This is a genomic window from Desulfosarcina cetonica JCM 12296 (assembly GCF_001311845.1).
GTDB classification, from domain to species: Bacteria; Desulfobacterota; Desulfobacteria; order Desulfobacterales; family Desulfosarcinaceae; genus Desulfosarcina; species Desulfosarcina cetonica.
In genome coordinates this window covers 1-23,071 of record NZ_BBCC01000100.1, presented here as the reverse complement: position 1 = coordinate 23,071, position 23,071 = coordinate 1, and the positions used below count along the sequence as shown (strand labels likewise).

Sequence of the window (23,071 nt, the reverse complement as noted above, 5' to 3'; positions counted from 1 at the left end):
TCCTTGGCCTCGGAACCGATCCGGGCGTCGGCCGACAACACCGTGATCCGGTTGCCCTCCTTGAGCGGACGCGGTACGGTGACGCTTTCACCGGTCGGAGACGCTTCCCCACTTACGGCCGAGGCCGCTCTCCAGTTTCCCGGTGCAAGCTTGACGGGTCAGGGCCTTTCCGCTGAACTGGCGTCCCTGAATCTGTCGGCCCATCTTTTCCACAAGCCTGGCGCGGCACCCCATATCGATGGCCGCCTGCGCGTGGCCGACGGCCGGTTGATCCATCGTGCCAGCGGCCTGCAACTGTCCCGCTTGCGCCTGGACCTCCCCTTGGGCCTCAATACGGCGCAGAAAGCAACGCCGGGAAGTATTTCCATCGGGCGTATTGCCCACCAGAAAACGCTTTTAGGGCGTCTCAAGGGACGCATTACGCCCGGTGAGGAGGCCTATGCGGTCGATGCGGCATTTTCCGCGGACCCTTTTCCCGGAATGAAAATCCATCTCAACGGTCGCGTTGCCGCCGCAGCCCATGGCTTCGGCGATGCCGTGCTCCATGTGGAATTGCCCGCCTACGCCCTGCCGGCCGGTACCGATCTGGGGCGTTGGGTGCCGGCTGGTGCCGGACTGATTCTCACCGGCCGGTTATCGGCCAAGGCCAAAATGGCCCTTGCGGCGACCGGCTGACCGGCAGCCTGAACATGGCCGTGGCGGACGGCGGCATTTCCATGGAAGCGCGCAAGATCGCGGTGACCGGGATCGAGGCCGCCATCCAGTTTCCGGACCTGCCGCGTATCCGCACGGCTCCGGCCCAGAACGTCCGTTTCGCCCGTGCCGCCATGGGGGCCATTGAAATGACGGATGGCCGCTTCGATCTCCAGCTGGAATCGGCGGATACCCTGTTGGTCGAGAAGGGACAGCTGGCCTGGTGCGGCGGAAAGGTGGATACCGGGTTCCTGCGCCTTGCCGCCGGCCGTGAGGATTATTCGGTCAGCCTTTACTGCCAGCAACTCGGGCTGTCGCGGTTGCTCGAGCAGCTGGGCGCCGTCCGGGCCAAGGGCACGGGGACCCTCAACGGCCGGATCCCCATCGCCTATCAGCAAGGAAAAATCCATGTTGACGATGGATTTCTCTTCTCCACGCCGGGCGAAGGTGGTCATCTTCAGATCACCGGCACGGAGGTGCTGACCCGGGGAATTCCCGCAGGAACGCCCCAGTTCGCCCAAGTCGAGCTGGCCCGGGAGGCGCTCAAGGATTACACTTACAAATGGGCCAAACTGGGCCTGGCCTCCGAGGGCGATGATTTTGTCATGCGCTTGCAGTTCGACGGCAAGCCGGCCAAGCCTCTGCCGTTTGTCTATAAAAAGGAATTTGGCGGATTTGTCCGCATGGAGGCCGGCGGGCCGGGATCGGTGTTTCAGGGCATCGGCCTGGACATCAACCTGCGGCTTCCCCTGAACCAGCTTTTACAGTATAAAAATATCGTCAACAGGATCCAGTAACCAAGGAGCGCGATTATGCATAAACCCCTGTTACCGCCGCTGACGGCCATGGTGCTTGCCCTCTGGAGCCTGGGCGCTGCGCCACCCACCATGAGGTGGAGGTCAAGCCGGTGGAAATCAAACCGATCCATATCACCATCGACGTCAACGTCAAAGTGGACCGGGCGCTGGACGATTTCTTCGGCGACATCGACAAGACCGCCCAGGCAATCAAAAAGACCGAATAGAAAATCGTGAGCGGGAGAAAAACGGATAAGGAAAGGATGATGACCATGAGACGGACACGCACGTGGTGTTTGGCGGCGGGGATTGCCGCCTTGGTAGGGCTGGTCGCGGTATCGGCGTTCGGTGATGAGATCCAGGACCGCATGATCAGCCGCCTGCCGAAAATCATCGAACTCAAGGCCGCCGGCATCATCGGCGAGACCAACCAGGGGTTCCTGGCCTTCGTGGGCGGCCAGCAGAAGGAAAAGGCCCTGGTCGACGCGGAGAATCAGGATCGTTTGGCGGCCTACCAGCGGATTGCCAGAGCAAAGGGCACAACCGCCCAGCTGGTCGGTCAGCGCCGGGCCCTGCAAATTGCCGATATGGCCAAACCCGGTGAATGGCTTCAGAACAAGAGCGGCAAGTGGTACCGCAAGTAGCGCGGCAGCGCCGCTTCGATATCCATCTGACGGATGGGGGCGGGCGACTGGAAGCCGCCTGGGTAGGACCTCCCCCCGAGGAAAGCCCCACGCTGGTCCTGCTTCACGAGGGCCTGGGCTGTGTGGATCTGTGGCGGGACGTTCCCCAGCGGATGGCTGCGGCCACAGGCTATGGGGTGTTGGTTTACAGCCGGTTGGGCTACGGACGCTCCGATCCCTGCGCGTTGCCGCGGCCCATTCGTTTCATGCATGATGAAGGGCTAATCGTGCTGCCGTTGGTGCTCCGCGCAGCCGGCATCCGTGAGCACATTCTGGTGGGCCACTCCGATGGCGGTTCCATCGCCTTGATCCATGCCGGCCGTGTTCCCGGCCCTGGCCTGAAGGGCGTGGTGACCCTGGCGGCGCACGTTTTTGCGAGGACCTCACCTGCCGTTCCATCGAGGATGCCCGCCAGCGGTATCTCGAGGGGGATCTCAAATCGCGCCTGGCCGTCTATCACGGCGACAACACCGATTGTGCTTTCTGGGGTTGGAATGACGTCTGGCTGCATCCGGAGTTCAAGCGCTGGAATATCGAGGAATTCCTGCCGACCATCACCGTGCCGGTGTTGGCCATCCAGGGCGAGGCGGACCCTTACGGCACAACGGCCCAGGTCGATGCGATCCGCCGGCAAACGGGCGGCCCGGTGACCGTGGCCATGGTGCCCGACTGCGGGCACGCCCCGCATTTGGAAAAAAGGCGCTCGTGACGGCCGCGGTGGCCGATTTTGTCGCCACCTTGCACGCTGTCCGCGGTTCGTTGGCTTCCCGGTAACGCCTCATCTTAAAATCAGCTGAATTCACTTACGGTTTATGGACACGATAGAAAAATTGCTGCGACAATTCTGGCAGTTGGCTCTGGAGGCCTGGGACAAGGGGCAACTGGGAACCGGCCTGGGGCGTATTTTGGTTGCTCTGGGGATCATCCTGGTGGCCGTTTTGGTGCGCAAGCTGTTTGTCCGGATTGTCATCGGCCGGTTGAGAAAACTGGCCGCCAGGACGCGGACGCAACTGGACGACAAGGCGCTGAGCGTATTGGAACGGCCCATGGCGTTCATCCCCGTGGTCGCCGGTATCTATTTTGCCGTCGATGCACTGGCGCTCACCGGTGCCCTCAATCTTTTTGCCGACCGTCTGGTGCGGTCATTGGTCGTCTGGGCAATCTTCTGGGCTTTCCGGAACCTGGTGCCGCCTGTTTCACGATCCCTGCGCCAGCTCGAGAAACACTTCACGGTGTCCATGGTGGATTGGCTGATCAAGGCCATCAACGTGGCCTTGGTTCTTATCGGGGGGGCGACGATCCTGGAGATCTGGGGCATTCGCATCGGCCCCATCATTGCCGGTCTGGGCTTGTTCGGGGTGGCCGTGGCGTTGGGCGCCCAGGATCTTTTCAAAAACCTGATTGCCGGCATGCTGATCATTGCCGAAAAGCGCTTCAATCCCGGCGACTGGATCAAGGTCGCCGACGAGGTCGAAGGCACCGTCGAAACCATCGGTTTCCGATCCACCCTGATCCGGCAGTTTGACAAGGCACCGGTATACGTGCCCAACGCCAGGCTTTCGGACAACTCGCTGGTGAATTACAGCCGAATGAGCCATCGGCGAATCTATTGGCTGATCGGCGTGGAATACCGTACCACGATTGCCCAATTGCGGGCCATCCGGGATCGCATCGCGGACTACCTGCACCAAAACGATGCGTTTGACACCACCCCGGCGGTCCCCACCTTCGTGCATATCGACCGGTTCGGCGAATCGTCCATCGATATCATGGTTTATTGCTTTACCCGCACCACCGCATGGGGCGAGTGGCTGGCCATCAAGGAGACCTTGGCCTGTGAGATCAAGCGCATCGTTGAAACGGCGGGTACCGCCTTTGCCTTCCCCAGCCGGTCGCTCTACATGGAGGCCTGGCCGCCGGGTGCGCCCGAGGTGTTCATGCCGTCTCAGGCGACATCGGGCAGTCGCTCCAGGACCTTGCCATCCTCATCCAACACGAAGATCACAAACCCGCCATCGATGGCGTGACGGGCCAGGTCTTCGTAAATCATGGCCTGAAGCTCGTATTTGTGCTTTCTCTCCAGATGCAGGTGAAGCATGGCCTGCTGGGCCGTCTCCTTGTTATAAAACGCGGGGATGAAGGCGATTTTGCTCTCGGCATCGGTTTGGCCGACGATCTGATCTTCGCGGCCGACTTTCTGGATGACGACGTACAGCCAGGTATTCGCGTTAACGGTCATGTCCAATGCTCCTTAAAAGCCCATCTCTTCGTTAATCAAAACGATCTTGATGCGCTGCTTGGGAAAGCTTTTTTCGGTGATCGTCCAGGTATTGCAAATGCGGTCGGGGCTGCTGCAGTTTTCGCAACGGCCGGTCTTGCCGCAGGGACTTTTTTTTCTCCAGGCGCATGACGTTTACCGGCGCGGCGTAGCCCTTGATGCGTGCCATGGCGGCTTCGCGGTCGGGAACCAGTTTGTTGCGGCCGATGAACAACAGCACGTGGCGGGGGCCGAAGGTCAGGGCGGCCACCCGGTTGCCGATCATATCCAGATTGACCAGCTGACCGTTTTCGGTGACCGCGTTGGTGCCGGTAATGAAAAGATCCACCAAAAGGGATTCCCGGCGACGCTGCATGCTTGCTTCCGGTGAAAGGCTTTTGTCGTAAGTGTCCAGCACCGTGTAACGGGGGTCGTTGCGCAAGGCTTCGTAAAGCCGCGTGCCGACGAAAGTCATGGAACCGCCCCAGGAGATGGTTTTGGGCGCCATGGTCGGGATGATGGTCTCGTAAGCCAGTTTTTTGGCCATATCCTTGTTGTCGGCGATATAAACGTCGAAGTTGTTGGCTTCCAGCGCCTTTTGGGTCCGCTGCAGCCGAATGGTCCAATATTCGTGAATGGGATTTTCCATGACGGTCTCTCCTCTGGCGGTTTCGTTGCAGGTCCGCCGCCCAACGGCGATGCCGGTTTGTATCCCCCGACGACGGCCCTGTCAAGACACAGCCGGCAGGGATGCAGGGTAACCGCCTATCGGTGTTATGCGTCTCCTGCGTCACTGCGGCCTATGTCAGGCCGGCTGCCTAGGGCACCCGCCATAACGGAATACTTAGGCTTCGCAAGCCTTGATCCCGGGCGGTTTACGTGTTCATCAACGGGTGACCTGCCGTTGCATCCGGTCCAGATAGTCGTCCAGTTCGTTCATGCTGGAGAAGACTTGCTGGGCCGGCAGGGCCTTGATGATGTCGAACACCTTCTGGATCTGCGGTTGAAGGTTGAGCAGAACCACCTTGCCATAGTAAGGTTTCATGGCTTTTTGCGCCTTGGCGATGACCCGGACGCCCATACTGGAGATGTAGTTGAGCTGTTCCATGTCGAACACGAGGGTGTGGGGCTTTTCATGCAATATGAGGTCGACGCGTTCTTCCATGGCCGGATAGGTGTTTGTATCCAACCGACCGACCGGGGTGATAATGTAAACCCCATCCATCTTTTGTTGGGATGTGATCGCTAACTTCAACGGCTTCTCCTTTTAATCGGTATGAGGCATCCGCCTTGTGGCGACCTAACGGTAGCGCTTTTCCATTCGTAAAATGTTTTTCCCCCGATCACGGCGGTAGTCCATCCGATCGACCAGGTTTTTGGCCAGGATGATGCCCATGCCCCCCTGGTCGCGTTCCTCCAAGGGCTTTTCCTTGGGGCCGATTTGAACATTCAGTGGATTGAAGGGGATGCCCTCATCCTGCAGCGTCATAATCAGGCTCCGGCTTCAACGGCCATTTGAAAGATGATCGTATGTTCCAACTCGTCGCCAAAGCCGTAGAACACGATATTGGAAAAGATTTCCTCCAGGGCCAGGGCAATATCCTGCGCCACCACCGTCGGGCAACCCACCGAACCGGAAATTTCCTCGACGGTTTCGTTGAGACGGCTGATCTCATTGAGATCGTTTTTCAAATAAACGGTTCTTAAATCGTCCTCGACCCGATCGGGGGAAAAGTAAGTCAGGGCCACCAGCGTAAGATCATCATCCAGCGGACGATTTCCGGTGAATTCGCGAACCCGTGAAAGAACGGCACTGATCCGGTCCTTGGGCGAGAGTGCGGCGGTCATGGAAACGGCATTCATCAGGGCCTCCTGGGTGAATAAGCGCTCCCGATGATCCTGAGCCTCGATGACGCCATCGGTATAAAGGAGCAATCCCTCCCGATGGTTGAGTTGGATGCTGGCCTGGTGGTATTGAAAGGTTTCGTCAAGGCCAAGGGCCGGGCACTGGGCCTCGCCCAAAAGAACCGAATTGCCTTTTTCCCCGATGAGGAGCGGTGGATTGTGGCCGGCGGAGGCGTAGGTCAGGGTCCCCCGACGCAGATCCAGGACGCCGATAAAAACGGTAACAAAGGTGAGGGAAGGGTTATTGCGGGAGATTTCCCGGTTGACATCGGCGAGAATATATTCCGGCTCCACCAACAGTCGCGCCGAGGATTTGAGCATGGTTTTGCTCATGGCCATGAACAGGGCCGCCGGTACCCCCTTGCCGGATACATCGCCGATGATCAGGCAGAATGAATTTCGATCGATGAAGAAATAATCATAGAAATCACCGCCCACCTCGCGGGCCGGTTCCAAGGTGGCGTAAATATCGAATTCTTTCCGTCGCAACGTGCCATGCGGGGACTGGGGAACCAGCTGAAGCTGAATCTCCCGGGCGACGGTCAACTCACTTTCGATTTTCTCTTTGGCCGCAATGGTGGCCTTCAGCGCCTCGGTCTGGCGTTTGATCTGTCGTCTGAGAATAATGTTGCCGAGGACGACCAGTGCCATGATCCCGATAATCCCCATCAGTACCCATAGGGGTTTGATCCACAAGGGGAACGAGACCTTGCGGACCCCTTGGGTCCATTGGTCCAGGGATTGATAGAAAAGCGAGTTGGGATTGGCTTTGAGCTGCTCTAATTGGCGGTCCAAAACAGCCATGACCTCCATATTGCGTCCCTTGGCCACGGCGAAGTGAAGATCGGTGGGCTTGAAGCTGATGGGGCTGCGAACCACCCGGAAGTGTTTTTCGTAATAAGCCCCATACAGCCTTGGGACGACGCCGGCTGCCACCTTGTTCCTCTGAACCATGGAAAGCACGCTGCCATAATCCTCCACCTTGACGAACTGGGGGTGGATATCGAACTTGTCTAAAAGGGTTTTAAGATATTGATAGTAGATGTCGGCTTCCACAACGGCGATCGCCTTGCCGTTGAAGGCAAGAATATCGGAAAACGAGGTGCCGGGGCGTACGTAGAGTTGTCCCCAATTGACCACGATGGTGTCATTGCAGTAGTCGAAAAACGCCTCCCATGGCACGCTCTTGGCGATTCCCGGTATCAGGTCAATGGTTCCGTTTTCCAATCGCTGATTACACTGCGTCAGCGTACCGGGAAGGTAGTAGAGTTTCCAACCTTCCCGGTCGGCAATATAGGAGAGAAGATCGGCGACGATGCCCTTGACCTGACCATCCGTATCGGTAAATATCAAAGGGGCGTTTTGGGGGAAGCCCACGACAACCCGCCGCTCGGCGGCCGATGCGGCCGCTGACGACGGTAGTACCAGGGATAGCAGAATGAGATAGGCGATGGGTCGCATGAGGCTGTGTCTTCTCAGGCAAAATGGTCAGCATGCCGACCCGCTTGCTCCATCCCCGGCATGCGATGATGCTTTTGTCCGTATGTATATCCAAATCGAGGGCAAGGTCAACCGGAGGGCGGTGTGGCGGGAATTACTTTGCGCAAACCGGGGTGCCCATGGCGGTGCTGGCCGTCTATGCCACGGTGCCGCACGGGCGGCCCAGGTCTGATAAATTTAAGGATGATGATTTTATTTTTTGTCAGAAATTGACAACCGTATGCGTCATCTGATCGAAAGACTTCATCGGCTTTCCGCATTTCGGGCAGAAGAGGGTCGCCACATTGTGCTCGTCCAATACGGCCTCACCGGGCAGATCAATGAAAAAAAGGCCTTTTTCATTCCCACAGGATTCGCTCTGGCAATAGTAGCGGTGGTTGTCGGCCTTTTGCCGGGTGTCGGCCGGAAGCGCACGCATGGGTCTGCCGCAACGCGGACAAAAAATGGTGGCCAGGTTGTTGCCATCCATGATCAACTCCTGAGCCAGTTCAACGACAAATGGGCCTTTAACCGCATGTGCGCAACTTTCGCTGGTACAATAAAATCGGGTAGACATATCCAAAACTCCTTGTAGATAAACAAATCCGTCGAAACGGTGACTTTTGACGAGACCCTTAAAATGAGCAACACTATTGCCGATGCGTGTTAGCAAAACATTAAGTCGTTTCTTTTTTTATCGGCTTCCCTACAATGCGACTGCCGAACAAGAATGTCAAAAGACAGCACTGCTTGCGGGCACAAACAGACAGACCTATGGCTCAGGACAAGAAGTCGAGAAGTTCCTGACGGCTGAAGGATTTCAGCAGGCCCGGGTCGTCTTCCCGAACAATATCGGCCATCAGTTGCCGTTTTTTTTCGATGATGGCTGAAATTTTTTCCTCGAGGGTGCCAAGGGTTACCAGCTTGAAGACCTGGACACCCCGTCGTTGGCCGATACGATGCACGCGGTCGGTGGCCTGATCCTCTTTGGCGGCGTTCCACCAACGGTCATAGTGGATGACCACCGAAGCGGCCACCAGGTCGATGCCGGTGCCGCCGGCCTTGAGACTGCCCACGAAAACCCGGCAGGCCGGATCGGTGTTGAAGCGGTCGATCAATCGGCCACGGTTTCGGCTGGCGCCGGTCAGGATGACATGGTCGATGGCGTTTCGATCCAAATATTCAGCGATAATGGCGATCATTTCGGTGAATTGGCTGTAGACCACCACCTTCTGATCCGAGGCCAGGCTTTCCGCCAAAAGTTCCTTGAACAGTTCCCACTTGCCCGATGCAACGGCAGTGGTATCCACGGGCGCCTTATTCACCAAGGCGGGATGGTTGCAGATCTGCTTGAGCAGCGTGAGCAGGGCAAAGATATGGATGTAGGGAATCTGTTGGTCTTCATCCGTCAAGGCCCCGATGATGCCTTGGGCCCGAGATTCAACGGCGTCGCGGTAGAGCTTGACCTGCTTTTCGGTCAGCTCGCAGGTTCGGATATCCTCGATTTTTTCTGGAAGTTCCGCCAATACGCGGCTTTTCAGGCGGCGTAGGGTGAAGGGGTAGATCAGCCGGCGCAATTGGGCGCGGCTTTGGGCGGTATCATCGTCCGTCGCCGGCGGATGGGCGTCAGGCCGTGCGAACAGGGTCGCCGAATCCAGATAACCGGGAACCACCACATCCATCAAGGCTTTGAGTTCAAGCACGGCGTTCTCGATGGGCGTGCCGGTCAACCCCAATTTGACAGCGGCGTTGATCTGGATGGCCGCCTGATAGGTCTTGGTATCGGCGTTTTGATCTGCTGCATTTCGTCAAAAACGGCCAGGCAGAAGTCGATGGCCCCCAGGCGGTCGATATCGCGTAGCAGCAAGCCATAGGAGGTAATCAGGACGTCGGCCTCGCTCAGGGTCGTGGACAGGTCCCGATTGCCGCCATAGTAAGCCATGGCCGAAAGCGCCGGGGCGTATTGGCTGATTTTGGCGGTCCAGTGGCTGAGCACCGTGGTCGGGCAGACCACCAGGCAGGGGCGCCGATCTGCTGTCTGCCGGCGGATGCCGGTCATTAGGGCCATGATCTGGTGGGTCTTGCCCAGGCCCATGTCGTCACACAAAAGACCGCCGAGGCGGTTTTCCCACAGCCACCAGAGCCATCGCAACCCGACTTTCTGATAATCGCGCAAGGTGGTCCGCAGTCCCGGATCGTTCGGCGGGTCGGTGGGCGCCAATGTCAAAAGGCGGGAGAAGGCCATGGCGGTGTCATCACTGCCGGTGACCGTGGGCGGGGTGATATCCATGGCGCTGAGTTGGAACAATTCCTGGCGCGAGAGTTTGAGGGGCTGGCCGTCGGTGCCCAGACGTTCGGGCGGCAACCGATCGGCAAATGTCGCGGAGAGCCGCTCCAATTCCGTCGACCGGGTATCCACCCAGCCGGATGCCGTGGCAATGTAACGGTTGCCCTCCCGGCGGGCCTTGAGAATGTCGGCCAGGGAAACCGAGGCGTCGCCGAAACCGTAGACGATGGAAAGATAGCACCAATCCCGGTCGATGGCGGCGGGGGAGAGGGTGACGGTGTCCCAGCGGCGCAGGAGCTGCAGACCCTTGACCGCCGGGTCGACGATAAAACCGTCGCCGCTCAGTTCGTCACCGACGGCTTCGAGAAACGTGGGAATCTGATATTTCTTGAAGGTCATCCGCCGGGGCGTGTTGAACTGGCGGGGTTTGCCCGGTTTTTCCAATTCGGCAAGAATCTTCAGCTCCGGAATATAGACCAGGTCGCCGTAGGTAAACCGTTCCAGCCCCTCCCGGGAATAAAACCGGTCTTCTCCCTCGGCCTGGATCAGCTGGATGACGGGGAGCACATCCAGATCCGTTTTCGTCTTTTGACTGACGCGGAAGAGACTTTTGAGGGGAATGGGGTGGATGGGCAGATCATGCTGGTTGGGCAGGTGGCTGCCCAGGCAATCCAAAAGGGCCCGTACTCGCTGGCGGGCGATCCGGGCATGGAAAATTGCCTCCCCGGCCGGGTCGCGGGCCGTGACGACGAAAGCGCCGCTTTTCTCGTCCACTGACGGTTGCAGGCGGCATTCCTCCGTGTCGAAACGCATGAATAGATGGTAGCCCAGGCGGTACCAGAGGCTCTTTTCAAGTGCCTGGCGCCGTGATTGCATCTTGAGGTCATGCAGTTGCCGTTCCCCATCGGTCATGGTCAGGCGTTGCAGGCGTCGCAGCACCTCGGCGCGGTCGGGGATGCCATCGGCATCAGGGATCCCGAAACATCCCAGCCGTTCTGCCAGGCGATGCCGGTCCGCATCCGTGGAGGCATAGGTGACCACGCCGGTCCCATTGGCATCCTTGATTTCCAGCGTGGTCCGCGTTTCGTTTTTGACGAAATGAATCCGGGCGGTTTCCGGTGTCAACGGATCGCCCCGGCTGAGGGTGGTGGCCAGGGCATGCCAAATGCTGCGTTGGAAACGCTCGTCCAGATCCGTTGGTTTGCCCACCGCTCCGTCGGCGACCAGGGCTTGGGACAGGGCCTTCAAATGGGGGCAGGTTTGCTTGCCTTTTTGATGACAGGTGCAGAAGCGCTGAACGGGCTTGCCGTAGACAAGGAAGGCAATTCCCGGATGGCGATCCTCGGGGGAGGGCATCCAGGCGACGGCATGGCGATGAAATTCAAGATGGGGATCGATGGGCATTTCGGTTTTCCGGTACGGTTCGATGAAAAAATGCATTCTTAAAAGCCTTGAATATCGGCGTCAACCCATTTGATCCCCGATGGCAGCGTGTGCCACCCGTTTTCCCCTTGTCTTGCCGGGTGCCAGATGGTACCCGTTGTTGCCGAACGATGGACCACGGTTGAAAGACGGATGACGATTTCATGGCCTATTTTCGAACCCAGGACGGCTGCAGTCTTTATTACGAGATGATCGGATTCGATCTTGCCCGGCCGGTGGTGGTGTTCTTGAATGGAACGTTGCAGACCACCATGTACTGGAAGGTGATCGCCGCATCTTTGCAGCCCCGGTTCCGTTCCGTGCTTTACGATGCCAGGGGGCAGGGGGAGAGTGAATTGGGTTCGTTGCCGCTTTCACTGGATTTGCATATGGATGACCTCTGGGCGTTGATGCGCCACCTGGCCCTCGGGCCGGTTTCACTGGTGGGATTGAGCCATGGGGCCCTGCTCGGCTACGCCATGGCCCGGCGCAGACCCAAGGCCATTCGCCGACTGGTGTTGTGTTCGGTGGGGGTGCGCGCGCCATGCGTGCTCGGCTGATCGTGCGTACGTGGCCCGAAATTCTTGACGCGGCCGGCCTTGAGGTCCTGGTCAGCGCCGTCTTGCCGCAGGTTTTCGGCGAAGCCTTTCTGATGCGGAACCGCAAGCATATCGACCGAATCGCCAAGGCCATCGTGCGCCGCAACCCTCAGGATGCCTTGGCCGCTCACCTGTTGGCGATGAAGGATTATCCCCGGTTGCGATCCATGCTGGCCAAGCTGGAGATGCCCAGCCTGGTGATCAGTGGATCGGATGACCCCCTGGTCAGCGTCGATGGCGCGGAAGAGGTGGCCGAAAAGAGCGGTGGCCGCCATCTGGTGGCCAAAGGGGTTGGGCATTCCATTGCTGCCGAGGCGCCGGAATGGTTTCTGGAGACGGTTTCGCGGTTTCTGGCCGACCGCTGGACGGATATGCCCGAGGGCCTATGAGCGGACTTCCCGGGCAAGCGCTCCCGGCGTTGATCGAACCATAAAACCCCTTGACAACGCAACCATGCCACCTTTATGGGATGAATGTGGCCGGCCGGCCGGCGGCGTTGTGACAACCCTCCCGTGAGCGGTGTTCGCGGGGATGACAACCGAGAAGAGGAGTCATTTTCAGATGGTTAGCGTAGGTATCGTTGGATGGCGCGGCATGGTGGGGTCGGTTCTGATGGACCGCATGGTGGTAGAAAACGATTTCGCCGGATTCGATCCGCACTTTTTTCCACCACCCAGGCCGGCAAGCCCGGACCGGATGTCGGCGGCGGCACCCAGCCGGTCCAGGATGCCAACGCCGTGGACCAACTGGCCGAAATGGATGTGATCGTGTCATGCCAGGGCGGCGGCTACACGGAGAAGATGCATCCGGCCCTTAGAACACGCGGCTGGGATGGCTACTGGATCGATGCAGCATCCACCTGCGGATGGCGTCGGACAGCGTGATCGTCCTCGACCCGGTCAATCGACCGGTCATCGACCGGGCCCTGGAAAGCGGCATCAAAGACTATATCGGCGGCAATTGCACCGTTTCATTGATGCTGATGGCCATGGGTGGGTTGTTCGAAAAGAACTGGGTCGAGTGGATGACCGCCATGACCTACCAGAGTGCCTCGGGGGCCGGGGCCAACAACATGCGCGAACTGGTCATGCAGATGGGCCTTTTGGGCGAAGGGGCCAAATCATTGATGGCCGATCCGGCGGCATCGATTCTGGCTATCGATCGCCAGGTTTCCGCCACCCTGGCCGGCGCTGATTTCCCCACGTCGTTCTTCGGCGCTCCCCTGGCGGCCAGTCTGATTCCCTGGATCGACCGGGCCATGGAAAATGGCCAGACACGCGAGGAGTGGAAGGGGTTCGCCGAGACCAACAAGATTCTGGGCCGCTCCCAAAGTCCCGTTGCCATCGACGGCCTGTGCGTCCGCGTGGGCGCCATGCGGTGTCACAGTCAGGCCCTGACCATCAAGCTGACCGAGGACCTTCCGCTGGAGGCGATCGAGGCGGCCATCGCATCGGCCAATGATTGGGTGAAGCTCGTTCCCAACGAAAAGGCCGCAACACTTGCCCAACTCAGTCCGGCTGCGGTTTCCGGAACCCTGACCGTGCCTGTGGGGCGGTTGCGTAAACTGAATCTGGGACCTGCTATCTGGCGGCCTTTACGGTTGGCGACCAATTGCTTTGGGGAGCAGCCGAACCCCTGAGACGGGTTTTGCGGATTATTTTGGCCTACATGGGCAGGGCCGCCTGAGGGTCCGGCTGACCGCCGCCTGGAAAATCGTTGGGTTTGTTAGGATATGACGTCACCATCGTGACCGGTTCACCCATGACTACGGATTTTACTAACGTAGATAATACTTGTTTTTTGAGGGTTGCAAAATAATATCCACCATGTAACTATCCGCGTATGGGTGCGCTTTACGGATTAGGCTCCCCGAATCCAATGGGTTCGGGGGGCTTTTTTTTTATCCTCAGATGGTTTCGGATTGCAAAAGGGGCTGGCACAGGTGGGCGGCAATTTCCACCGCGGCCTTTTCAAGGGGCGCATTGGCAATGCCGTGGGTGAGGCATTCACTCAAGTACTGTTCCAGAAACGGCGTAATACCGCCCAGTTGCTCGTATTGGGCCGTATGGGCCATTTCGTGAATCAATAGGCAGCGGTCCTTTAACTGGTCGGTCTTGATAAAAATACCGTACCGGAAGCGATGCCGAGGGTATGTTCCGAAATCAGGTGGGTGAGATCCATGGTCGCCTTGAGAATCGGATGCTTGGGAAATGGAATCTGTGCGACGGCGAATATCCGAATTCTGTCAGGATGTTGAACGCCCGCCGCGACGGCGTCGGCGATCTGGACCGATGTCAGCGGATCGCCATTTTCCATGGCGACCTGCTCTTTGGCCGCCACCCAGGCGGCCGCTGTCGGAATGATTTGCTGCAGGTTTTCCGTTGAGATGGTGATCATGGCTGGCTCAACCGTATGGCTTGAAGAATCGTTCAGGGAACATTTGCATACCCTGTGATGACGCCGGATGATGATTCAATCTAAATCCAAGTCCCGGGTCTTGTCAACGGTCGGCGCTTTCCATGTCGCTGCCGATACCGGTGGTATCGTCCGCGCTGCGTTCCCGATTCGCGGCCGTTGGCCAGCTTGACTTGTTCGGACCGGTGAATTAAAGTGGCGCCGATTCACTACCGCCGCCGAAGGGAAAGGTGTCGGCGGATACATGCAGTATCGCCTTTCCGGCAGCGATCGCCGGCATCGATGACCAACAAGAATTGAACGGGCAGACGGTTGATGGATACCGAAAACATACAGAAGGATATCGCCACGGCGGGTGAGGACCTGTTCCAGTTTGCCATTCATCGCGGCGATATGAACGCAATTCTTGAACGACTGCCATTTGACATGGCTGAAAGACGGGTTGCCCTGGAATACGAAATTCAGCTTCTGCGGATCATCGCCGTGGGGTGGGCAATTGCCTTCTTTCTATCGGATAGTGCCCTCAAAGCACCGCTGGGCAACTATTTCTGGGAACAGATTCGTTCTTTTGCCACGACACTCTCCACCTCCGCCTCTTTGAGCGTGGGCACGGACATCGACTACTTCAGCATTCTCAAAGAGCGTCTATCCTATTACGTCAAGGCCTTGGATGCCGCCGGAGACGTCCAGCAGCCGGCGACGGCCATCGGCCCGGCCTTTGCCGGGATGTGTGGCGATCGGGAAGATGCCTGTGCCATTCTGGCCGGCAGCAAAATGTTTGTTCACACCATCGAGGCCGTCCGCGAATACCTGGGACCCGCGGTTTCCGCTGAGGATTGAGCTCGCTATGCGTTTGGGAAAAGAAGGGGGGCGGCCCTGATCAGCGGCCTGTTGCTGACGGCGGCATTTCCAAAAATCAGTATGCCCATCCTGGCTTGGTTTGCCCTGGTTCCGCTACTGGTCGCACTCCGGGAACGTTCCGCCGGGGACGCGTTTAAAACGGGGTTTATCGCCGGGTTGGTTCACTATCTCACCCTGTTGTATTGGGTGGTGTTCACCATGCGGGTGTATGGTTATCTGCCCTGGTGGCAGAGTGTTTCGCTCTTGTTCCTGTTGGCTGCCTATCTGGCCCTCTACCCCGGGATCTTCGCGCTTGCCGTGGTTCGCACCTGCCGAAATCCGATTCACTTGATATGGCTGGCCCCGTTTTTTTGGGTGGCCCTCGAATATGTGCGCACGTTTTTGCTCACCGGTTTTCCCTGGGGGCTTGTTGGATATTCCCAGTTTAATCGGTTGCATATCATCCAGATCTCGGATATGTTCGGCGTGTATGGGGTCTCGTTTCTGGTGGTCCTGGTCAACACGGCCATTTATGTGTTGTTGTTGGCGGCCGCCGGGAAACCCTGGCGTGGGGTCACGGTTTCGCGCCAACAGGCATTTAAAACCACCGCGTTTGCATTGGCGCTGATCACCCTGACGATTGTCTACGGCCGCTATCGTATCGCCGCCATGGACGCGGCCATGGATAAGGCGGCGAAAACGCGCGTGGCCCTGATTCAGGGCAACATCGACCAGGCCAGGAAGTGGGATCCGGCATTTCAGATCAGCACCACCAAAAAATATGTGGATCTGACTCTTTCGGCGGTCGACCGCCAACCGGATCTGGTGGTGTGGCCGGAAACGGCGACGCCGTTTTATTTCGAAGCCAGCCCCAAGCTGACCCAATTGGTTACCGATGCCATCCGGAAGGCGGGTGTCTACCTTTTGGTCGGCAGCCCCAGCGTCCAGGCCGTGGGCGATCAGGCGGCTTACTACAACAGTGCTTACCTGGTGGCGCCCGACGGTTCGATCGCAGGGCGATATGACAAGGTGCACCTGGTGCCCTTCGGTGAGTATGTACCCCTCAAGCAACTGCTTTCCTTTGTGGGCAAGATGGTTGCTCAGGTGGGCGATTTCTCTCCGGGGAAAAAGGGGCATACGCTTGCTTGGGGGCCGGACCGACCGAAATTGGGCGTTCAGATCTGTTTTGAAATCATTTTTCCCGATTTGTGCCGGTCCCTGGTGAAAAACGGTGCCGGATTGTTGGTCAACCTGACCAACGATGCCTGGTTCGACCGCAGCAGCGCCGCCGAACAGCATTTCAGCATGGCGGCGTTCAGGGCCATCGAAAACCGACGCAGCTTGGTGCGTTGCGCCAACACGGGAATCAGTGGCGTGGTGGATCCGGTTGGACGAGTGGTCCGGCGAACGGAGCTGTTCAGCGATGCCGTGGTCGTCAAGGCGGTTCCTGCTTTGACGGAACAGGCTTTGTATACCCGCATGGGCGATTTTCTGCCCCAGATCGGTTTGATTATCATGGGGATTTTAATGCTGCTTCCCTCCGGTAAGGGGGTGATTGGGATCAAACGAGGCATCGACCGCAAGGTCGGACGAAGGAGATAATCGATGAGTACAGAAGCCAAACAAACCATCAAAGACCATCGACAGAAGCTGGATCAGCTCAAGGAGTATCTTTGACCTGGCCAGCCAGGAAAAACGACTCCAAGAGATCGAAGCGGAGATCGCCCGGGATGGGTTCTGGAACAATCCGGATGCCACAACGGCCATTTTGAAGGAGCGAACGCTGCTCAGTCAGCGCATCGATACGTTCCATGCCTTGGAAAAGGACCTTGAAGAGGCCGGCCTGCTACTTGAGATGGCCACTGAGGAAGCTGACGCCGAATCCATTGCCGAGGCCTCGGACCAGATTCATGCCCTGGGGCAGCGCATTCACCAGTTCTCCCTGAACACCATGCTCAACGGTGAAGACGACCCCAACAATGCCATCATCTCCATCAACGCCGGTGCCGGCGGCACCGAGGCCCAGGACTGGGCGGAAATGCTTTTTCGCATGTATCTGCGGTGGGTGGAAGGCAAGGGGTTCAAGTCCACGATCATCGATTTTCAGCCTGGCGAAGAGGCGGGAATCAAGAGCGTCACCTTCACTGCGACGGGCCCCTTTGCCTATGGCTTCCTCAAGTCGGAGAGCGGCGTCCATCGTCTGGTGAGAATTTCACCCTTCAATGCCAGCGGCAAGCGGCACACCTCCTTTGCCTCGGTCTTCGTCTATCCGGAGCTGGACAATGAAATCGAAATCGATATCGACGAAAAGGACCTGCGTATCGATGTTTTCCGTGCCAGCGGTGCCGGCGGTCAGCATGTGAACAAGACCAGCAGCGCCGTCCGGATTACCCACTTGCCGAGCGGTATCGTGGTTCAGTGTCAGCAGGAGAAATCCCAGCACCGCAATAAAGACATGGCCATGAAGGTGCTCAAGTCGCGGCTGTACGAAGCGGAAAAACGCAAACAGGATGAACGCCTGCAGGAAATCCACGACGGCAAGGACGACATCGCCTGGGGCAGCCAGATCCGTTCCTATGTGCTGCATCCCTACCAGATGGTCAAGGATCACCGTATCGGCTTGGATGTCGGGAATGTGAACGCTGTGTTGGACGGTGACATTGATGTGTTCATCGAAGGGGTGTTGCTGTCGGGAAAGGCCTGATCGGGGAAATGACAACGGCTACAGTGGATCTCGATCCGGAGGCCATCATCAGTGACTGCTATCCACGGGGGAGTTTCACCTGGGAGCTGTTGATCCACCACGGAGAGCAGGTGGCGGCCAAAGCCCTGGCGGTCATCGATTATGCCACCTGGCTGTCGATCGATCGTGATTTTGTCTGGCAGGCGGCCATGCTCCACGATATCGGCATCGGTCGTGTAAATGCCCCCGGCTGGGCTGCACCGGCGCCTTGCCCTATGTCTGCCACGGCGTCGAGGGCAGGGCGATGCTGGATCGGCGTGGGTTGCCACGCCACGGCTGGGTTTGTGAACGCCATGTGGGGGTGGGCATTACCATCCGGCAGATCGTTCAACGCAAGCTGCCCCTGCCGCTGCGCGAAATGCTGCCGATCTCCACGGAAGAACGGTTGATCTGTTACGCCGACAAGTTTTTTTCGAAAAGTGACAATGGCCGCCACGAAAAACCCGTGGATGCCATTGTCAAGGGCTTGGCGCGCTATGGCGCGGACAATGTGTCGCGGTTCAATGGGCTCCATCGGTTTTTTACCGACCCGCGGCACGCGGTCCCAGCGATGGCGCATAACGGATTTCCATTGTGATGAATACCATGCTCAATTCCGACACGCTTCGTCGTCAACTGCGATTTTATTTCGTCACGGATGATGGTGCCGACGACTTTTGTGCGCTGGACCAGGTCCGCGTGGCCATCGAGGCTGGTGCTACCATGGTTCAATACCGCAATAAAGCATTTGACCTGAACCGTTATGAAGAGGTCGAGACCATCTGCCGGTACTGCAAGACCAAAAAGGTGCCGTTTCTGGTGAACGACCACGTTCTGCTGGCCCGAGCCGTCGGTGCCGACGGCGTCCATGTGGGGCAGGCCGACACAGCGCCGCGGCTGGCCCGGCAGATCATGGGACGCGAGGCCATTGTGGGGGTGTCGGTTTCCACCATGGACGAGCTGGAGCATACGGACCTGGTGCCCTGCGACTATATCGGCACCGGCCCGACATTTGCCACCGGTACCAAGGCTGATGCCAAGGCGGTCCAGGGCCTGGGTGGGTTGCGCGATATCGTCAACCGATCGCCTGTCCCCGTCGTGGCGATCGGAGGGATCGGTCCGGACCGGGTCTCGGAGTGTTTTGCCCATGGTGCCACGGGCGTCGCCGTGATCAGCTGCATCACCCGCGCCGCCAATCCCATTGCCGCGGCCCAGGCCATGGCTGGTGCCTGTGATGTTTCGCCACTGAGCGGCTGGGGCTGACCCGAGATTTCGTCGCGGAACTCAAGATGCCCGCTAAACATGGCCTCGCCCTGGAGGCGAAACTGCCGATGGGCCCCTGCATTCGCCAGACATCACTGGCGCCGTCACCCAACCTTTCCACGTCCAATGGCGGTGCGGTCTCCCTCCAAACGGACCCGCATCGGATCTTCCCATGGGAATCAGAAATCGGTTAATTATTGCGATCGCCATGCTCGTCGGCACCATGCTGCTCGGAAGCACGGGCTATTATTTGCTTTTCGAAGGGAAATCCAGCTACATCGACTGCCTTTACATGACGGTTATCTCCCTTACCACCGTGGGCTACGGCGAGGTGTTGGGCATCACGGGCAATGTCCGCGCCCAGATTTTCACCATGCTGCTGATTGTCTTTGGCATGGGTATTATTTTGTATTGTATCAGTATGTTATCTGCGATGTTCGTCGAGGGTGAGCTGACCGGCATGCTGCGAAGGAGGAAAATGCAGAACAAGATCAACATGCTGTCCGACCACTATATCATTTGTGGCGGCGGTGAAACCGGATTGCCCCTGGCCGCCGAGCTGGCCTTCAGCAAGGTCCGCGTGGTGCTGATCGAGAATGACGCCGCCGCCGTGGAGCGCATCCGACTGATCAAGGGGCTCTTTCATGTCAACGGCGATGCCACCGATGATGCCAATCTGATTGCCGCCGGCATCGAACGCGCCATTGGCGTGGCCATCTGCCTGCCATCGGACAACGACAACCTGTACATCACCATGACGGCACGCATGCTTAATCCGACGGCACGGATTATCAGCCGCATGACCAACAACCGCTTGAAGGACAAGTTGATCAAGGCGGGTGCGACCTCGGTGGTTTCACCCAATACCATTGGCGCCTTGCGCATGGCGTCGGAAATGATCCGGCCGGTGGCCATTGAGTTCCTCGATAACTTTTTGCGTAGCGAAGGGGGTGATCTGCGGATCCATCAGATTCAGGTCAATTCCGTCTCTCCGCTCATCGGCAAAGCATCATGCAGTCGGGCCTGCGCGACCAGTTCAACCTGCTGCTTCTGGGGGTGAAACGCAAGGATGGCAACTTTGCATTCCGTCCCCCCAGTTCATTTGTCTTGGAAGCGGGGATGACGCTGATCGTCATGGGTGACATCGATAACATCAATCTGGCGCGGGAAAAGCTATAGGTCGTGCCCATCCAGAAATGGCCATTTTTCGTATTTCTCCTTTTTTCGTCCGGTTTATGCTTAATATTTTTCGGTGAATGCGGAATAAGAAGTAATGGATCACGTCATTTCCCGTCATGACGTGAGGAAATTTTTTCATCAGCGATGATGTAACCGGAAAAGCAACGTGGTGGAAGTGCTATGACGACCGACGATTGGCAAGAAAAACGAAAAGCGCGGCGATATCCCCTTTCCAAGAAAGATGCGGTTTACTGTGTCGTCATCCGGGCAAAATCGGCGGGAACCACCATTGCCCTGTCCACGGTGGATTTCAGTGAAGCCGGATTTCAGTTCGCCATTATTCCCAATATGAAGGACGATTTTTTTACCGGCGAAAAGCTGTTTCTCAAGGCGATTGTCGGTACGCGCAATCTGACCTTCAATGAGCCCATTGAACTTTCCGTCAGATGGCAACGCTATGACAAGGAAGTCGACGTGGTTCGGATCGGTTGCGAGATTTGTCAGATAGCAACCGAATCGGAGAAACAGTTCATCGATTTCATCACGGCCGAGGTTAAATTCAAGGGGATCCGTCTGCCGGACCCGCCGGCGGCGAGAAAGTCGCCAAGTGCCATCGAAACGGCGATGAAACTGCCAAAACTGGTAACACCGTCGGCCATTAAGGTAATTTCTCTTTTCGGGGGATGTGGTGATACGCGGCGTGCCGTCACCCTTCTCGGCTGGGTGGAAGGTGCGCTGAGATCCCGCGGACACCGGGTTGAGCGAATCGATTTATTCAGCAAGACGATCCATGGTTGCCGCGGTTGCCTGAAATGCCAGCACAACCTCAACGAACCCGGTTGCGTGCAGAGGGACGATGCCACGCCAATTCTCAAGGCCATGCGCGAGAGCGATCTGATTCTCTGCACCTCGCCGGTTTTTCTGACAGGCTTCAGCCTGCCGATGAAAGCCTTGATGGATCGGTGCTTTTCCTTTGTGAGAGGGAATTGTGGCAGCCCGGCGCACACCTCTTTTATCCAAGGCCGGCAATTGGCGCTGATCGCCACTGCGGCGGGTGCTTTTGCCGATGAGGCGGCTCCGGCCCTGGCCGCCTTCCAGCAGCTGCACCGATGTCTCAAGGTGCAATTGGCCGGTGAGTTGTTCGTGGAGTACTGCCGTGATGCCGACGCGCTGGGTGACGATGTCCGATTTCAGGCCAAGAAGTTCGCCCAGCAGTTGGTGGTGCGGGATCGTAACGCCCATGCCGTTCTGATTCCGGGCCACGTCCATGCCTCCTGATCCCCTGGCATGGCCCCGCGGATATCGGTTTTGGGCTACCGGTGGTCGGCCTGGAAGCGCCCGGCCATGCAGACGGCGGCCATGGCGGCCACGGCCTCGATGATTTCAGGAAGCGAGATCTGACGATTGAAGTCGCCCAGATGCGGGCCGCTGACGATCCGAATGTCTTTTTCCGCCCGCTTCACCGCTTTCAACTGCGCTACGGTGAATCCCCGCTGTCTCAGAAACTCTTCGAACTGGGTGTCGCTTATCTCCGCCTGGTCGGCCCGGCGAAACAGCTCATTCATGTAGCGATCCAGGCCCATCTCCTCGATCATGCGCGTCACCAGCCGATTCAGATCGAGCGGTAACCCCGCCGGGGCCGTTCCCGTGAATGCGGTGTGGTAATTTTCGAAGATTTCGCGGATCATGGCCTCCAGCAACGGCGGATCGAACAGGTCCCGGGTGTCCACCGGCGAGCCATTCGGGGCCAGGCCCTTGCGGGATCGGTCACGGCAACGGAAGTGACTGCCGGCCACCAGCAAAAGGCTCAGGAAGTGGCTGCCGATCTGCCGGTACAATGTCCGGCTGTCTCCGCCAAACGGTTCCAGGTGCTCGAAATCCCGCAGGCCGGACAGCCCCAGATTGGGAAAGGCACAGGAATCCAACCATCGATCCAGGCGACCGGCACGAAACCATTGGTAGCGGCCCTGATCGTCCCGACGCATGCGTTGGGTCCGGTTGTGGAACAGGGGGATCGGGGCGTCATGAATGATTCCCCGACCGGCCAGGTGCCCCATGATGTAAGCATTACGGCCCAGAATTTCCCTGGCGGTCTCCCCGTCGATACGGTGGTGGTTGGGATAAACGAAATAGTCCTGATGGGCCAGAAAGGCGATGGCCAGTTTTCGGGGATGCCGGACGACAGCTTCCGGTGGCGCCAGCGGAAGCCGGTTGATGCAAAAGACCGCCTGGTCATCGACCATCAGCGGTGACGGCACGTGGAAACGACGGTGTACGGCGAAGGCCGGTTGCTGCAACCGCTCCATCCAGCGGATTTCCTGCTGCAGATCCTCGATTCGGTCGCCTTTTTGGGCCAGTTTGACCACCAGGAGGCGGTGCGCCCTGTTCAGGGCCATGACCAGGCTGCGTCCCCTGTAGCAGGGTTCGGCCACCGGTTTCAGCCCGTGGGCCGAGAGCAGCGCCTGCCAATCGATGGCTGGCGGCGTTAGCGGGCCGCGTTCAACCCGTGGCGGCGCAAGGATATCCACGG

The 23,071-nt window shown here is 58.2% G+C and carries 27 protein-coding genes and 1 pseudogene; 17 read left to right on the top strand and 11 right to left on the bottom strand.

Annotation, left to right across the window (positions count from 1 at the left end):
- The 5 genes from JCM12296_RS40065 to JCM12296_RS20370 all read left to right on the top strand — a co-directional run.
- Positions 1-675 (top strand): hypothetical protein (locus tag JCM12296_RS40065; protein ID WP_218188181.1); only part of this gene is annotated, 675 nt, incomplete at its 5' end.
- 14 nt (positions 676-689) lie between these two features.
- Complete coding sequence (locus JCM12296_RS20385; RefSeq protein WP_054697304.1) at positions 690-1,490, top strand: intermembrane phospholipid transport protein YdbH family protein; 801 nt, start codon at positions 690-692, stop codon at positions 1,488-1,490.
- Positions 1,491-1,762: 272 nt separating this feature from the next.
- Positions 1,763-2,134, top strand: coding sequence for a YdbL family probable chaperone protein (locus tag JCM12296_RS20380; protein ID WP_054697314.1), 372 nt, complete (start codon positions 1,763-1,765; stop codon positions 2,132-2,134).
- Entirely contained in the window at positions 2,119-2,823 is a 705-nt protein-coding gene (locus JCM12296_RS20375; protein WP_218188180.1) for an alpha/beta fold hydrolase, read from the top strand. Before JCM12296_RS20380 ends, JCM12296_RS20375 begins: the two co-directional genes overlap by 16 nt.
- A 180-nt stretch (positions 2,824-3,003) precedes the next feature.
- On the top strand, positions 3,004-4,200 hold the full coding sequence (locus tag JCM12296_RS20370; RefSeq protein ID WP_213183818.1) for a mechanosensitive ion channel family protein: 1,197 nt from the start codon (positions 3,004-3,006) through the stop codon (positions 4,198-4,200).
- On the opposite strand, the gene JCM12296_RS20365 is transcribed toward JCM12296_RS20370, so the two are convergent.
- The 8 genes and pseudogenes from JCM12296_RS20365 to JCM12296_RS45085 all read right to left on the bottom strand — a co-directional run.
- On the bottom strand, positions 4,119-4,412 hold the full coding sequence (locus tag JCM12296_RS20365) for a hypothetical protein (RefSeq protein ID WP_054697301.1): 294 nt from the start codon (positions 4,410-4,412) through the stop codon (positions 4,119-4,121). The two genes, JCM12296_RS20370 and JCM12296_RS20365, sit on opposite strands and share 82 nt — an antisense overlap.
- Positions 4,413-4,443: 31 nt before the next feature.
- A complete protein-coding gene (locus JCM12296_RS20360) occupies positions 4,444-5,079 on the bottom strand; it encodes a lactate utilization protein (protein ID WP_281492090.1) in 636 nt (211 codons plus the stop codon).
- A 237-nt stretch (positions 5,080-5,316) separates the two neighbouring features.
- Positions 5,317-5,685 carry an STAS domain-containing protein gene (locus JCM12296_RS20355; protein WP_213183820.1) on the bottom strand — a complete coding sequence of 123 codons (369 nt, stop codon included), beginning with the start codon at positions 5,683-5,685 and terminating at the stop codon, positions 5,317-5,319.
- A gap of 45 nt (positions 5,686-5,730) precedes the next feature.
- Positions 5,731-5,919: an ATP-binding protein gene (locus JCM12296_RS20350; RefSeq protein WP_054697298.1), complete on the bottom strand. Its 189-nt coding sequence runs from the start codon at positions 5,917-5,919 to the stop codon at positions 5,731-5,733.
- 2 nt (positions 5,920-5,921) lie between these two features.
- Entirely contained in the window at positions 5,922-7,796 is a 1,875-nt protein-coding gene (locus tag JCM12296_RS20345; RefSeq protein WP_054697296.1) for a SpoIIE family protein phosphatase, read from the bottom strand.
- A 241-nt stretch (positions 7,797-8,037) separates the two neighbouring features.
- Positions 8,038-8,391, bottom strand: a complete 354-nt coding sequence (locus JCM12296_RS20340) for a hypothetical protein (RefSeq protein ID WP_054697293.1) — start codon at positions 8,389-8,391, stop codon at positions 8,038-8,040.
- Between the two features lie 202 nt (positions 8,392-8,593).
- A complete protein-coding gene (locus JCM12296_RS45090; RefSeq protein ID WP_281492091.1) occupies positions 8,594-9,124 on the bottom strand; it encodes a DEAD/DEAH box helicase in 531 nt (176 codons plus the stop codon).
- 78 nt (positions 9,125-9,202) lie between these two features.
- Positions 9,203-10,059 (bottom strand): annotated as a pseudogene (locus JCM12296_RS45085) (DEAD/DEAH box helicase); the annotation flags it as partial.
- Between the two features lie 1,628 nt (positions 10,060-11,687).
- On the opposite strand from JCM12296_RS45085, the gene JCM12296_RS20325 reads away from it, so the two are divergent.
- The 4 genes from JCM12296_RS20325 (at position 11,688) to JCM12296_RS20315 (ending at position 13,761) form a co-directional block, all read left to right on the top strand.
- The gene (locus JCM12296_RS20325; protein WP_054697285.1) at positions 11,688-12,083 is read left to right on the top strand and encodes an alpha/beta fold hydrolase; all 396 of its coding nucleotides are present in this window, start codon (positions 11,688-11,690) and stop codon (positions 12,081-12,083) included.
- The gene (locus JCM12296_RS20320; protein ID WP_054697280.1) at positions 12,068-12,511 is read left to right on the top strand and encodes an alpha/beta fold hydrolase; all 444 of its coding nucleotides are present in this window, start codon (positions 12,068-12,070) and stop codon (positions 12,509-12,511) included. Before JCM12296_RS20325 ends, JCM12296_RS20320 begins: the two co-directional genes overlap by 16 nt.
- Positions 12,512-12,706: 195 nt before the next feature.
- A complete protein-coding gene (locus tag JCM12296_RS47850) occupies positions 12,707-13,006 on the top strand; it encodes an aspartate-semialdehyde dehydrogenase family protein (RefSeq protein ID WP_281492089.1) in 300 nt (99 codons plus the stop codon).
- Positions 12,988-13,761: an aspartate-semialdehyde dehydrogenase gene (locus JCM12296_RS20315; protein WP_281492088.1), complete on the top strand. Its 774-nt coding sequence runs from the start codon at positions 12,988-12,990 to the stop codon at positions 13,759-13,761. Before JCM12296_RS47850 ends, JCM12296_RS20315 begins: the two co-directional genes overlap by 19 nt.
- Before the next feature lie 267 nt (positions 13,762-14,028).
- On the opposite strand, the gene JCM12296_RS20310 is transcribed toward JCM12296_RS20315, so the two are convergent.
- Complete coding sequence (locus tag JCM12296_RS20310) at positions 14,029-14,208, bottom strand: hypothetical protein (protein WP_054697278.1); 180 nt, start codon at positions 14,206-14,208, stop codon at positions 14,029-14,031.
- A gap of 14 nt (positions 14,209-14,222) precedes the next feature.
- Positions 14,223-14,519 (bottom strand): hypothetical protein, encoded by a 297-nt coding sequence (locus JCM12296_RS20305; RefSeq protein WP_054697274.1) that lies wholly within the window; start codon positions 14,517-14,519, stop codon positions 14,223-14,225.
- A 333-nt stretch (positions 14,520-14,852) separates the two neighbouring features.
- Between JCM12296_RS20305 and JCM12296_RS20300 the strand changes: the two genes are divergently transcribed.
- The 8 genes from JCM12296_RS20300 to JCM12296_RS20270 all read left to right on the top strand — a co-directional run bounded on the left by JCM12296_RS20300 (position 14,853) and on the right by JCM12296_RS20270 (position 21,819).
- A complete protein-coding gene (locus tag JCM12296_RS20300; RefSeq protein WP_054697272.1) occupies positions 14,853-15,377 on the top strand; it encodes a hypothetical protein in 525 nt (174 codons plus the stop codon).
- Positions 15,378-15,428: 51 nt separating this feature from the next.
- Positions 15,429-16,979, top strand: coding sequence for an apolipoprotein N-acyltransferase (lnt, locus tag JCM12296_RS20295; RefSeq protein ID WP_054697269.1), 1,551 nt, complete (start codon positions 15,429-15,431; stop codon positions 16,977-16,979).
- A gap of 3 nt (positions 16,980-16,982) precedes the next feature.
- Positions 16,983-18,081 (top strand): peptide chain release factor 2 gene (gene prfB / locus JCM12296_RS20290; RefSeq protein ID WP_246804622.1). Its coding sequence is split into 2 segments (ribosomal slippage): positions 16,983-17,051 and positions 17,053-18,081, totalling 1,098 coding nucleotides; the frame shifts between segments, so codons are not numbered across the junction.
- Between the two features lie 8 nt (positions 18,082-18,089).
- On the top strand, positions 18,090-18,509 hold the full coding sequence (locus JCM12296_RS38640) for an HD domain-containing protein (protein WP_218188179.1): 420 nt from the start codon (positions 18,090-18,092) through the stop codon (positions 18,507-18,509).
- 187 nt (positions 18,510-18,696) lie between these two features.
- A complete protein-coding gene (thiE, locus tag JCM12296_RS20280) occupies positions 18,697-19,362 on the top strand; it encodes a thiamine phosphate synthase (RefSeq protein ID WP_054697263.1) in 666 nt (221 codons plus the stop codon).
- A 172-nt stretch (positions 19,363-19,534) separates the two neighbouring features.
- On the top strand, positions 19,535-20,422 hold the full coding sequence (locus JCM12296_RS20275; protein WP_054697261.1) for a potassium channel family protein: 888 nt from the start codon (positions 19,535-19,537) through the stop codon (positions 20,420-20,422).
- Positions 20,374-20,541 (top strand): TrkA C-terminal domain-containing protein, encoded by a 168-nt coding sequence (locus JCM12296_RS38635; protein ID WP_157067779.1) that lies wholly within the window; start codon positions 20,374-20,376, stop codon positions 20,539-20,541. The genes JCM12296_RS20275 and JCM12296_RS38635 overlap by 49 nt, the downstream gene beginning before the upstream one ends.
- A gap of 180 nt (positions 20,542-20,721) precedes the next feature.
- Positions 20,722-21,819 carry an NAD(P)H-dependent oxidoreductase gene (locus tag JCM12296_RS20270; RefSeq protein ID WP_054697259.1) on the top strand — a complete coding sequence of 366 codons (1,098 nt, stop codon included), beginning with the start codon at positions 20,722-20,724 and terminating at the stop codon, positions 21,817-21,819.
- Between the two features lie 35 nt (positions 21,820-21,854).
- Here JCM12296_RS20270 and JCM12296_RS20265 read toward each other — a convergent pair.
- Positions 21,855-23,071, bottom strand: a 1,217-nt coding sequence (locus JCM12296_RS20265) for a SidJ-related pseudokinase (RefSeq protein ID WP_054697257.1), incomplete at its 5' end; no start/stop codon positions are given.

Coding starts and splice junctions, on each gene's coding strand:
- JCM12296_RS20365 (WP_054697301.1), bottom strand. CDS start 4,412: ATGACCGTTAACGCGAATACCTGGCTGTACGTCGTCATCCAGAAAGTC.
- thiE (WP_054697263.1), top strand. CDS start 18,697: ATGAATACCATGCTCAATTCCGACACGCTTCGTCGTCAACTGCGATTT.
- JCM12296_RS20380 (WP_054697314.1), top strand. CDS start 1,763: ATGAGACGGACACGCACGTGGTGTTTGGCGGCGGGGATTGCCGCCTTG.
- JCM12296_RS20385 (WP_054697304.1), top strand. CDS start 690: ATGGCCGTGGCGGACGGCGGCATTTCCATGGAAGCGCGCAAGATCGCG.
- JCM12296_RS20315 (WP_281492088.1), top strand. CDS start 12,988: ATGGCGTCGGACAGCGTGATCGTCCTCGACCCGGTCAATCGACCGGTC.
- JCM12296_RS20325 (WP_054697285.1), top strand. CDS start 11,688: ATGGCCTATTTTCGAACCCAGGACGGCTGCAGTCTTTATTACGAGATG.
- JCM12296_RS20360 (WP_281492090.1), bottom strand. CDS start 5,079: ATGGAAAATCCCATTCACGAATATTGGACCATTCGGCTGCAGCGGACC.
- JCM12296_RS20275 (WP_054697261.1), top strand. CDS start 19,535: ATGGGAATCAGAAATCGGTTAATTATTGCGATCGCCATGCTCGTCGGC.
- JCM12296_RS20350 (WP_054697298.1), bottom strand. CDS start 5,919: ATGACGCTGCAGGATGAGGGCATCCCCTTCAATCCACTGAATGTTCAA.
- JCM12296_RS20320 (WP_054697280.1), top strand. CDS start 12,068: ATGCGTGCTCGGCTGATCGTGCGTACGTGGCCCGAAATTCTTGACGCG.
- JCM12296_RS20300 (WP_054697272.1), top strand. CDS start 14,853: ATGGATACCGAAAACATACAGAAGGATATCGCCACGGCGGGTGAGGAC.
- JCM12296_RS20340 (WP_054697293.1), bottom strand. CDS start 8,391: ATGTCTACCCGATTTTATTGTACCAGCGAAAGTTGCGCACATGCGGTT.
- JCM12296_RS47850 (WP_281492089.1), top strand. CDS start 12,707: ATGGCGCGGCATGGTGGGGTCGGTTCTGATGGACCGCATGGTGGTAGA.
- JCM12296_RS38635 (WP_157067779.1), top strand. CDS start 20,374: ATGCAGTCGGGCCTGCGCGACCAGTTCAACCTGCTGCTTCTGGGGGTG.
- JCM12296_RS38640 (WP_218188179.1), top strand. CDS start 18,090: ATGACAACGGCTACAGTGGATCTCGATCCGGAGGCCATCATCAGTGAC.
- JCM12296_RS20305 (WP_054697274.1), bottom strand. CDS start 14,519: ATGATCACCATCTCAACGGAAAACCTGCAGCAAATCATTCCGACAGCG.
- JCM12296_RS20270 (WP_054697259.1), top strand. CDS start 20,722: ATGACGACCGACGATTGGCAAGAAAAACGAAAAGCGCGGCGATATCCC.
- JCM12296_RS20345 (WP_054697296.1), bottom strand. CDS start 7,796: ATGCGACCCATCGCCTATCTCATTCTGCTATCCCTGGTACTACCGTCG.